General features: G+C 73.5%; 7 protein-coding genes, 1 tRNA gene and 3 pseudogenes. 8 read left to right on the plus strand and 3 right to left on the minus strand.

Annotated elements, in window-relative coordinates; genetic code table 11:
• Nucleotides 1-385 (minus strand): annotated as a pseudogene (locus SSNG_RS31025) (MarR family transcriptional regulator); the annotation flags it as partial.
• Between the two features lie 207 nt (nucleotides 386-592).
• Here SSNG_RS31025 and SSNG_RS31030 point away from each other — a divergent pair.
• From SSNG_RS31030 to SSNG_RS31040, 3 genes and pseudogenes are all read left to right on the plus strand, one after another.
• On the plus strand, nucleotides 593-1,837 hold the full coding sequence (locus SSNG_RS31030) for an MFS transporter (protein ID WP_007267903.1): 1,245 nt from the start codon (nucleotides 593-595) through the stop codon (nucleotides 1,835-1,837).
• Nucleotides 1,838-1,883: 46 nt separating this feature from the next.
• Nucleotides 1,884-2,322, plus strand: a pseudogene (locus tag SSNG_RS31035) (heme-binding protein).
• 67 nt (nucleotides 2,323-2,389) lie between these two features.
• Nucleotides 2,390-4,048 (plus strand): glycoside hydrolase family 20 protein, encoded by a 1,659-nt coding sequence (locus SSNG_RS31040; protein WP_042802402.1) that lies wholly within the window; start codon nucleotides 2,390-2,392, stop codon nucleotides 4,046-4,048.
• Between the two features lie 85 nt (nucleotides 4,049-4,133).
• Here the strand turns inward: SSNG_RS31040 and SSNG_RS31045 are convergent, their stop codons facing one another.
• Nucleotides 4,134-4,958 (minus strand): endonuclease, encoded by an 825-nt coding sequence (locus SSNG_RS31045; RefSeq protein WP_007267905.1) that lies wholly within the window; start codon nucleotides 4,956-4,958, stop codon nucleotides 4,134-4,136.
• A 216-nt stretch (nucleotides 4,959-5,174) separates the two neighbouring features.
• On the opposite strand from SSNG_RS31045, the gene SSNG_RS31050 reads away from it, so the two are divergent.
• Nucleotides 5,175-5,741 carry a DJ-1/PfpI family protein gene (locus SSNG_RS31050; protein WP_042802405.1) on the plus strand — a complete coding sequence of 189 codons (567 nt, stop codon included), beginning with the start codon at nucleotides 5,175-5,177 and terminating at the stop codon, nucleotides 5,739-5,741.
• 65 nt (nucleotides 5,742-5,806) lie between these two features.
• On the opposite strand, the gene SSNG_RS31055 is transcribed toward SSNG_RS31050, so the two are convergent.
• Nucleotides 5,807-6,619, minus strand: a complete 813-nt coding sequence (locus SSNG_RS31055) for a glutamate ABC transporter substrate-binding protein (RefSeq protein WP_007267907.1) — start codon at nucleotides 6,617-6,619, stop codon at nucleotides 5,807-5,809.
• Between the two features lie 236 nt (nucleotides 6,620-6,855).
• On the opposite strand from SSNG_RS31055, the gene SSNG_RS31060 reads away from it, so the two are divergent.
• The 4 genes and pseudogenes from SSNG_RS31060 to SSNG_RS42510 form a co-directional block, all read left to right on the plus strand.
• Nucleotides 6,856-7,950 (plus strand): hypothetical protein, encoded by a 1,095-nt coding sequence (locus SSNG_RS31060; RefSeq protein WP_042802407.1) that lies wholly within the window; start codon nucleotides 6,856-6,858, stop codon nucleotides 7,948-7,950.
• A gap of 232 nt (nucleotides 7,951-8,182) precedes the next feature.
• Nucleotides 8,183-8,252 (plus strand) — tRNA-Arg (locus SSNG_RS31065).
• 122 nt (nucleotides 8,253-8,374) lie between these two features.
• The gene (locus SSNG_RS31070; protein WP_042804400.1) at nucleotides 8,375-9,526 is read left to right on the plus strand and encodes a gala protein; all 1,152 of its coding nucleotides are present in this window, start codon (nucleotides 8,375-8,377) and stop codon (nucleotides 9,524-9,526) included.
• Nucleotides 9,523-9,908 (plus strand): annotated as a pseudogene (locus SSNG_RS42510) (ankyrin repeat domain-containing protein); the annotation flags it as partial. The gene SSNG_RS31070 and the pseudogene SSNG_RS42510, both read left to right, overlap by 4 nt.

Consider the following 9,908-nt stretch of genomic DNA (forward strand, 5'->3'; position numbering starts at 1 on the left):
GGCCTCGCGCAGGGCGGCGTCGTTCGTCTGGGCGGGCCTGGTCCAGGAGGGCCAGGCCCGCTTCGCTGACGTCGGTGTAGATGCCCCGGCGGTCGGTGTCGCAGATGTAGCGGCTCAGCAGCCCGCGGTCCTCCAGCCTGCTGACCAGCCGGGTCGTCGCGCTCTGGCTGAGCACCACCGAGTCCGCGACCTGGTGCATCCGCAGGTGCCCGCCCGGCCCGCCGTGCTGCCGGCTGAGCACGTCCAGCAGCGAGTACTCGCGCACGCTCAGCCCGTGGCCGGCCTGGAGGGCCCGCTCGATGTGCGCCTCGATCCGGCCGTGGAGGAGGGAGAGGGCACACCAGCCCTGGGCGAGGCCGGTCAGTGCGCTGTCCGTGGCCGTCATGGGGTCCTCCGTGGTGGGCGTGGCGGGGGCGTGGGCGTAGGCGTGCCCTCGCGCGTATACCGCCAAGGATAGGCCACGCGCGCAATAGCCCGCGCTTGCAAATATCCCGCGTCTGCAATTAATGTGGGCGAACGTAACCGGCGAGCGCAAAAATGCGCGCCCGGCGCCCCCCCACCCCGTCCCCGCACCCTGAAGGGCAGCTTCGTCATGCCTCTCGCGCTCCTCGCCCTCGCCATCGGAGCCTTCGGGATCGGCACCACCGAGTTCGTGATCATGGGCCTCCTCCCCGAGGTCGCGGCCGGCTACGGCGTCCCGATTCCCACCGCCGGCCTCCTGGTCACCGGCTACGCCCTCGGCGTGGTCCTCGGCGCCCCGGTGATGACCGTCCTCGGCACCCGCGTCCCCCGCAAGCGCATGCTGATGCTGCTCATGGGCCTCTTCATCGCCGGCAACGTGCTCTCCGCGCTCGCCCCCGCCTTCGGCGTGATGCTGGCCGGACGCGTCGTCGCCTCCCTCGCCCACGGCGCCTTCTTCGGCATCGGCTCGGTGGTCGCCGCCGGGCTCGTGGCACCCGAGAAGAAGGCCGGCGCCATCGCCATGATGTTCACCGGCCTGACCGTCGCCAACGTGGTCGGCGTCCCGCTCGGCACCCTCGTCGGCCAGCACCTCGGCTGGCGCGTCACCTTCCTGATCGTCGCCGCCCTCGGCGTGCTCGGCCTGCTCGGCATCGCCCGCCTCGTCCCCGACCTGCCCCGCCCCGAGGGCGTACGGGTGCGCCACGAGGTGGCCGCGTTCCGCAACGCCCAGGTACTGCTCGCCATGGCGATGACCGTCCTCGGCTTCGGCGGGGTCTTCGCCGCGATCACCTACATCACCCCGATGCTGACCAACGTCGCCGGCTTCGCCGACACCTCCGTCACCTGGCTGCTCGTCCTCTTCGGACTCGGCATGGTCACCGGCAACCTCGTCGGGGGCCGCTACGCCGACCGGGCGCTCATGCCCATGCTGTACGCGTCCCTGGGCGCGCTGGCCGTCGTACTGGCCCTCTTCACCCTGACCGCCCACGACAAGGCGGGCGCCGCCGTGACCGTCTTCCTCATCGGCGCCCTCGGCTTCGCGACCGTGCCGCCGCTGCAGAAGCGGGTCCTGGACCAGGCCGCCGGCGCCCCCACGCTGGCCTCCGCCGTCAACATCGGCGCCTTCAACCTCGGCAACGCCCTCGCCGCCTGGCTCGGCGGGCTGGTCATCACCGCCGGGCTCGGCTGGACCGCCCCCAACTGGGTCGGCGCCGCCCTCGCCGCCTCCGCCCTCGTCCTCGCCCTCGTCTCCGGAGCCCTGGAGCGCCGTACGGTCCGCCGCGCGGCGAACGGCGCGGCGAACGGCGCGGCGAACACGAGCCGGGTGGTAGCGGCCGCAACCCCCGCCGCGGAGCCCGCCCCCGTCCACCACTGACCCCACCCGCACCACCCGCACCGCCACACCGCAACAGGAGCACCCCATGTCCCGCACCGCCGTTTTCCCGCTCACCACCGAGGACGCCGAGCTGCTCGTCACCGCCGCCCGCACTGCCGCCGGGGCGGCCGGGGTCGCCGTCAGCGTCACCGTCCTGGACGCGGGCGGCCACCCGCTGGCCTTCCGCCGCGACCACCGGGCCCGTCTTGATCTCCGGCGAGACCAGCACCCGCAAGGCTTTTACCGCCCTCCAGCTGAACGCCCCCACGGCCGACCTCACCGAGGCCGTCCTGCCCGGCGGCCCCTTCCACAGCCTGCCCACCGCACTCGACCGGCCGCTGCTGTTCATCGCCGGCGGCCTCCCCGTCCACCGCGACGGCCACCTGATCGGAGCCGTCGGCGTCGGCGGTGGCGCCCCCGAGCAGGACCACGGCTTCGGCGCCGCCGCCCTGGAGGCCCTGGAGCGGGCCGGCTCCGCCGCGTAGGGAGCCGCTCCGGGTCGCGCGACCGCGTCCCCCGTGCCAGGTTGGTACGGGGGACACGGTGCACGACATGAGGCAGACGACCGGGCGGTTCCGCGGAAGTCGGGCCATCGCGACGGCAGCGGCCGCCACGCTGGTCGCCTTCGCCGTACCCGCCTGCTCCGCCGGAGCCGACGGCACCGGCGCCGCTCCGGGCGCCGGCTCCCGGGCCCCCGCCCCGACCGCCGTCTCCCCGTCCCCGACGCCGACGCCGACCGGGCCGCCCGCGTCGTCGTACCCCCTCTCCGCCGCCCCGCGCACCGTGCCGTCCGTACGCGAGCACGTGCCCGCCCGGGGCCCCGGCTGGAAGCCCGCCCCCGGCGCCCGCGTCCTCGTCGCACCCGCCGACAGCGCGGCCCTGGCCGACGAGGGGAAGCTGCTCGCCGGCGAACTGGGCCTCGGGTACGCCGAGTCGGACCAGGGCGCGGCCGGTGACGTCCAGCTCGACCTCGCCGCGCAGGGCTCCGGCCCGGCGGAGTCGTACACCCTCACCGTCAAGGACGGCCGGGTCAGGATCACCGGCCCGGACGAGGCGGGCGTCTTCTACGGCACCCGCACCCTCAAACAGGAGATACGCGGGGCCGGTTCGGCCCCCGAGGGCACCGTGAAGGACGCCCCGGCCAAACCGCAGCGCGGACTCAACCTCGACATCGCGCGCAAGTACTTCACCCCGGAGTGGATCGAGGGCCGGCTGCGCGAGATGGCCGACCTCAAACTCAACCAGCTCGGCCTGCACTTCTCCGACGACCAGGCCTTCCGGATCGAGTCCGCCACCCACCCCGAGATCGTCTCGACCCCGCACCTGACCAAGGCCGAGGTGCGCCGGATCAACGCGCTCGCCGCCCGCCTGCACATCGCGGTCGTGCCCGAGATCGACTCGCCCGGACACCTCGGCGCCGTGCTCCGCGTCCACCCCGAACTGCAACTGCGCGACGCGGCGGGCCGGGCCGTCAAGGGCGCCGTGGACATATCCAACCCGGCGTCGGCGAAGCTCGTGGACGACCTGCTGGGCGAGTACCTGCCGCTGTTCCCGGCGGGCGCCTGGCACCTGGGCGCCGACGAGTACCAGGCCCTGGTGGTCCGCGACCCCCAGGCCTCCTTCCCCGCCCTCGCGAGCGCCGCCCGGGCCCGCTACGGGCCCACCGCCCGGGTCCAGGACCTGGCGACGGGCTGGCTGAACGACCGGGCGGCCGTGGTCCGGCCCTCGGGCAAGGCGCTCAAGGCGTGGAACGACGGATTCTTCCGGGGCGGCGTCGCCAAGGCCGCCCAGGACATCCAGGCCGAGTACTGGACGGGCAAGGAGATCGGCGCCCGCCCGCCGCTGGAGTACCTGGACGCCGGCCGCAAGGTGGTCAACCTCAACGACGAGTACCTCTACTACGTGCTCGGCGAGCCCAACCAGTTCACCTACCCCACCGGCAAGCGGATCTACGAGCAGTGGACCCCGCTCGTGCTGCGCGGCACCACCCCGGTCCCGGCCCGCTACGACCCGCAGGTGCTCGGCGGCCGCCTCGCCGTCTGGTGCGACCTGGCCGCCTCGCAGACCCCGGACCAGGTGGCCGCGGGCATCCGGCTGCCGCTGGCCGCCCTGTCCCAGAAGCTCTGGGACCCCCGCCCGCCGCAGGCCGCCTGGACCGACTTCCAGTCCCTCGCCGGCCGGCTCGTCGAGGGGGCGCCCGGCCGGCGGTGACACCTTCCGGGGAAGAAGTCCCCTGCGAGGTGAAGGGTCGGCCCATCGGCACGCACGAAGGAGCGCCGGGGCCTGGAGCGGGCGGCTACCAGATGGAGTTGACCCACTCCGGGTGGTCGATGAACGGGTTGCGGTTGTGCTGGTAGGTGTCGTAGATGACCTGGTTGCGGCGCTTCTCGAAGGCGTCCGGCGGGTCCATCTGGTTCCACTGCTTCAGCAGGCTGATCCGTCCGAAGAGCGGGGCGGTCCCGTTGTTGACCCTGTCGTTCATCTCCAGGTCGGCGAAGCCGTCGCCGCCGTCGTAGCGCACCGCCATGTACAGCAGCATCCGCGCGACGTCGCCCTTGACGGCGTCCCGGGGCTCGAAGGAGTCGGCGTCGGTGAGGCTGCCCGGCGCCTCCGCCACGGGGCTGCCGCCCAGGTCGAAGTCCTTGTTCCCGCGGGTGCTGTTGACGGTCACGTCCTCGGGGCGCAGGTGGTGCAGGTCGGTGCCCGGGCCGGTGGCGGTGCCGAAGTCGCCGTGGCTCTTGGCCCAGACGTGCTCGCGGTTCCAGTCGTTGACCCCGCCGCCGTTGGTGGACTTGGACTGGGAGCGGCCCGAGTAGACCAGGATGACGTTGTTGGGGTTCGCGGGGTCCTGGTCGGTGACCTTCAGCGCGTTCCACACGCCGTCGTAGGTGACCTTGGACTGGGTCTTGACGATGTCGTGCAGCGCGGTCTTCAGCGCGGCGCCGGTCTTGCCCGCCGCGGGCGCGTAGTAGTCGTCGACGGTGACCGGGTAGGCCTGGGGAGCGGCCTGCGCGGTGTCGGCGGTGGTGCGGTGCTGGCCGGCGGTGGCGCTGGCCGGTATGAGGAACAGCGCGGCCGCGGCGAGCCCGGCGGCCCAGGGGGCGGTACGGGAGATTCTCATGACGTGGGGGATACCTCTCCACAAACACCGTCCCCGCCATGGCAGTTGGCGGGGTGTCTGGTGGCAGAGCGAGGATCCTATTGTCATGTGCCGTACAAGTAAAAACCATGTGTCCGCCGCATGGACCTTGGTGTTTGTCCGCGGTGGGCCCCGGGCACGGTAGCGGGTGCCCCCGGCGGCCCGACGCGGCGCCGACAGCTCTCACTGGAGTGGCCCATGGCAGTGAAGATCCTCATCGTGACCGGCGACGCGGCGGAGTCCCTGGAGGTGCTCTACCCGTACCAGCGCCTGCGGGAGGAGGGGTACGAGGTGCACATCGCGGCGCCCGCGGTCAAGAAGCTGCGGTTCGTGGTGCACGACTTCGAGGAGGGCTTCGACACCTACACCGAGAAGCCCGGCTACACCTGGCCCGCCGACATCGCCTTCGCGGACGTGGATCCCGCCGAGTACGCGGCCGTCGTGGTCCCGGGCGGGCGGGCGCCGGAGTACCTGCGCAACGACCCGGAGGTGCGGCGCATCCTGGCCGCCTTCGCCGGGGACGACAAGCCGATCGCGCAGATCTGCCACGGCCCGCTGATCACCGCCGCGAGCGGCGGCCTGGACGGGCGCCGGGTCACGGCCTATCCGGCGCTGGAGCCCGACATGAAGGCGGCCGGGGCCGCGTTCCGGGACTCCGAGGCCGTGGTCGACGGCACCCTCGTCTCGGCCCGGGCCTGGCCCGACCACCCCGCCTGGATGCGGGAGTTCCTGACCGTGCTGCGCGGCAAGGCGCCGCTCGCGTAGCGGCCGGGCGGAGGCCGGCGGTCGACCGGGGCGGGGCCCGGACGGGGCCCCCGCCCCGGGGTCCGTCAGTTGCCGGTCGTGACCTGGGGCGCCGGCTCGTACTTGTAGTTGGCCGGGCCGAAGTTCTTCTTCACGGCCGCCTCCCAGGAGCCGTCGGAGACCATCTTGGTGATCGCCGTGTTGATCTTCCGCTGAAGGTCGTTGTCGCCCTTCTTGAGGCCGATGCCGTAGTTCTCGTTGCTCATGTTCAGCCCGAGCAGCTTGAACTTGCCCGCGTTCTCCTTGCGCGCCGCGTACCCGGCGAGGATGGAGTTGTCGGTGGTCATCGCGTCGGCGGTGTTGTCCCGGATGGCCACGAGGCACTCCGAGTAGCCGCCGAGCTCCAGGACGCTCGCCTTCGGCGCCAGGTTCTTGCGGATGTTCTCGGCGGAGGTGGAGCCGCTCACCGTGCACAGCCGCTTGTTGTTCAGGTCCTCGGCCTTGGTGATCGAGTTGTCGTCGGCGCGGATCATCAGGTCCTGGTGGGCGACGAAGTAGGGTCCGGCGAACTCGACCTTCTCACGGCGCTTGTCGTTGATCGTGTAGCTCGCGGCGACGAACTTGACCTCGTTGTACTGGATCAGCAGTTCCCGGTCCGAGCTGTAGACCTGCTTGAACTCGATCTCGTTCGCCTTGTAGCCGAGCTCCTTGGCGATGTAGGTGGCCACGTCGACGTCGAAACCGGTGAAGGTGCCGTCGGGCTCACGCATCCCGATGCCGGGCTGGTCGAACTTGATGCCGATGGAGATGGGCTCCTTCGGGGCTTCACCACCACAGCCGGAGGCGGTGGCGGCGAGGGCGATCACCGTGGCGACCGCACCGGCCTTGGGAACCTTCATGCTGAACTCTTTTCCTCGGGAACGCGGAATCCCGGGGGACATCGCGGGAACGGGGGCAGGCGTGCGGAACCGCGGGGGCGCGGGGGCACGTGTATGAGGAAGCTAGGAAGGTGACGGCCGCACCGTCACTACATCTGAGGAAAACTTGAGCATAACGATCCGGTTCAGCCGAGGATCTTCCGGCGGATCCGGTGAGTGGCGGGATAAGGGGGCTGTCCGCAGTGGTGAACGAGGAAATGGGCGCGGCCAGGATCGAGGGCAACACGCTCCTGCTGGGCGAAGCGGTACGGATCAGGTTCATCCGGACATTGCGCCTGCCCGAGTCGGGGACGCACGCCCTCCCGCCCGGGCTGGGGGAGTTCCCCCTGCGGCGGGTCGAGGACTACCCGGACACCGTTCCGCCGGAATGGCTCGCCAAGGGCGGGGTGATGCTGCCGGTGTACCTGCGCGAGGCCATGTGGCTCAGCTTCGGCGGCTCGCACGAGCCCGCCGCGCTCCAGGTCGGCGTGGGCAAGGTGTGCGCCGTCTCCGGCAAGCGGTGGACCGGCCGGCTGGAACGCAGGCCGCAGAACTACCTGGTGCTGCCCCGCCAGCCCTGGCTCGACGGGATCAACTCCGGCAAGGGGACGGTGCGCCAGTTCGTGGCCGTGCCGCTCGGCCTCGGCGCCACGGTCGAGGGGCAGGTGACCGGCGAGGAGGTCACCGGCGGGGTGCAGCTCCAGGCGTTCCCGCTCGGCCCCGAGGCCCTCGCCGCCTGGCGGGAGGAGGAGCGGCTGCGCAACGAGGCCACCGCCGCGCAGAACCTCTACGGCGGTGGCGGCTACGGCGCGGCGCCCGCGATGCCGCCCGCGATGCCGGCCCCGCCCGGGGCGGCCCCCATGGCGATGGCCGCCCCCGCCCCGGGTGCCGCACCCGCCCGCCCGGCCGCACGCCGGGCCCCCGCCCCGGCCATGGGGCTCGGCGTGGGCGGCGCGATGCGCCAGGAGGTCTACCAGGACGACCGGAAGCTCTCCGCCTGGGCCGACCGGCCCGCCGCACGGGTCTTCGTCCACCTGGTCACGCCGCCCGAGTGGCGCCGCATCACGGGGGAGGACGCGCCGCCCTCGCCCGTGGACCGGGCCGCCTACACCCGGGCCGGACTGCCCTGGTACGACTACTACGACGAGACCGGCACCGACCTTCCGGCGGCCGGCCCCCTCGCCGGGGTCAAGCCCGTCGGCGACTGGATCGGCGACGACCACACGCCCTGGACGCCCCCGGCGCCCGGCCAGGTCCTCCCGCTCGGCAACGCGCCACGCCCGGGCAAGCCGGTCCAGGACGGGGACTGGTAGCCCCCGGAGGTCCCCCGCGACGCCGGGAACGGACCTCTGCTGCGGCACCACCGCCCGCCGCGCCCCCGAGGAGGAGGTCACCCACCCGGCCCGGACGCCGGCCGAGGCCGAGGCCGAGGCCGTCGCGGGACGCGCCGCACCTTCAGGGCTGTCGGCAGCAGGCCCGGGTAGGTCGAGCGATTCAAACGGGTGATCGATTTTCGGCCGCGGAGCCGCTATGATCACCGTCGGCAAGGCCGTAGCGCAGAGGTCGTCGCGCCCAAGCATCGAGCTGGAGGACGTCGGTTCGAATCCGACCGGTCTCGCCTTCTCTCTTCCGTCATGTCGGAACGGCGGCAGCACGGCGCGACGGCGTGCCGGCCTGCCGCGGCTCCGCGAAGTCGCAGGGTCGCCGGGCGCCGGCGAAGGAACCGGTGGAATGCTGATGACACGGCCGACGCCCGTACGGTGCCCCGCAATCGAGCACCCGGACCTGCCCCTGGCCGACCCCGCCGGCCTCGGCCCGCTGCTCGCCCGCCTCGCGCAGGAGCACCCCGTCGAGGCCGACGAGACCTTCCCCCTCGGCACCCTGCGCGCCGACGGCCGCGTCGACCTCTGCAAGCAGGGCCTCGGCCCCGCCGGCGCGGCCCTGCTGCTGCCCGTCGCCCTGGCCTCCCCGCACGCCGCGCACCTGCTCCTCGGCACCAACTCCCTGACCGACGAAGGCGCCCGTACCCTCGCGACGGCCCTCGCCGGCGCCGGAGGCCGCCACGGAGCGCACACCCTCTACCTCGGCTGCAACCGCATCGGCCCCGACGGCGTGCTCGCCCTCGCCGGGGCCCTCGCCGACGACACCGCCGTCCGCGCCCTCTGGCTCAAGCGCAACCCCCTGCACGAGGACGGCGCCCGCACGGTCGCCGCACTGCTGCGCCGCAACACCGCGCTGCGCACCCTCGACCTCGTCAACACCGGCATCGGCGCCGACGGCGTACGCCTCCTCCTGGACGCCCTGCGCGACCGCGGGACCCCGCTGGAGCGGATCTACCTCGGCGGCAACGGCCTCACCGCCGAAGCCGCGCCGCTGCTCGCCGCCCTGATCCGCGAGGCCGGGGTCCGCGAACTGTACGTACCGGCCAACCACCTCGGCGACGAGGGCGCCGCCGTCATCGCCGCCGCGGCCGCCGAAGCCGGCCCCGGCCGCCCCGTCCGCCTCGGCCTCGGCGGCAACGGCATCGGCGTCGCCGGAGCCCGCGCCCTCGCCGACGCCCTCGGCGGCATCGAAGCCCTCGACCTCGGCCGCACCATGTCCGAGCGCAGCCTCGGCTCCGCCGGCAACGAGACCGGCGACGAAGGCGCGTACGCCCTGGCCGCAGCCCTCCCCGGCAGCCCGCTGCGCCACCTGGAACTGCGCCACACCGGCATCACCGGACGGGGCGCCAAGAGCCTGCTCGCCGCACTGCCCGAGGACGCCCCGCTGGAACACGTCGGCCTCGGCCCCGGCACCCCCCGCCGCCTCAAGCGCTCCTTCGCCGAACGGCTGCGCCCCGCCCGCGCCTCCCACCCGGACCTGCGGGCCATCGGGAGCGTGTACCGGTGAGCGAGAACCCCCGCACGGCGCCGCCCGGCGGGATCCCGTCCGACGACGCGGCGGCCTGGCAGCGGATCCGCCGCTACGCCGTGCCCGCCGGGATGATCGAACGGGCCACCGCGCACCGCCTGGCCGGCGACTGGCGCGCCGCCTGCGCCGCCGCCGGCACGGAGACCACCGTCGACCCGACCGCCCTCGCCGCGGAGCACGGGAGCGCCGTCGCCGAAGCGGTCGCCGAGGACCTGCGCCACTTCGCCCCCGACCTGCTGCGCTGGCACCTGCCCCGGGTCCTGGGCGGCCGCACCGTCGTCGCCCCGAACCGCCGCGTCGTGCTGGCCCGTTACGGCCCCGGACCCGGACGCGCCCCAGCTGTACGTCACCACCCGCGCCA

This window comes from Streptomyces sp. C (assembly GCF_000158895.1).
In the GTDB taxonomy this organism is placed as follows: domain Bacteria; phylum Actinomycetota; class Actinomycetes; order Streptomycetales; family Streptomycetaceae; genus Streptomyces; species Streptomyces racemochromogenes.

Bases quoted from the DNA above. Each gene is read 5' to 3' on its own strand.
- SSNG_RS31055 (WP_007267907.1), bottom strand. From the start codon at position 6,619: ATGAAGGTTCCCAAGGCCGGTGCGGTCGCCACGGTGATCGCCCTCGCC.
- SSNG_RS31040 (WP_042802402.1), top strand. From the start codon at position 2,390: ATGAGGCAGACGACCGGGCGGTTCCGCGGAAGTCGGGCCATCGCGACG.
- SSNG_RS31050 (WP_042802405.1), top strand. From the start codon at position 5,175: ATGGCAGTGAAGATCCTCATCGTGACCGGCGACGCGGCGGAGTCCCTG.
- SSNG_RS31060 (WP_042802407.1), top strand. From the start codon at position 6,856: ATGGGCGCGGCCAGGATCGAGGGCAACACGCTCCTGCTGGGCGAAGCG.
- SSNG_RS31070 (WP_042804400.1), top strand. From the start codon at position 8,375: ATGACACGGCCGACGCCCGTACGGTGCCCCGCAATCGAGCACCCGGAC.
- SSNG_RS31030 (WP_007267903.1), top strand. From the start codon at position 593: ATGCCTCTCGCGCTCCTCGCCCTCGCCATCGGAGCCTTCGGGATCGGC.
- SSNG_RS31045 (WP_007267905.1), bottom strand. From the start codon at position 4,958: ATGAGAATCTCCCGTACCGCCCCCTGGGCCGCCGGGCTCGCCGCGGCC.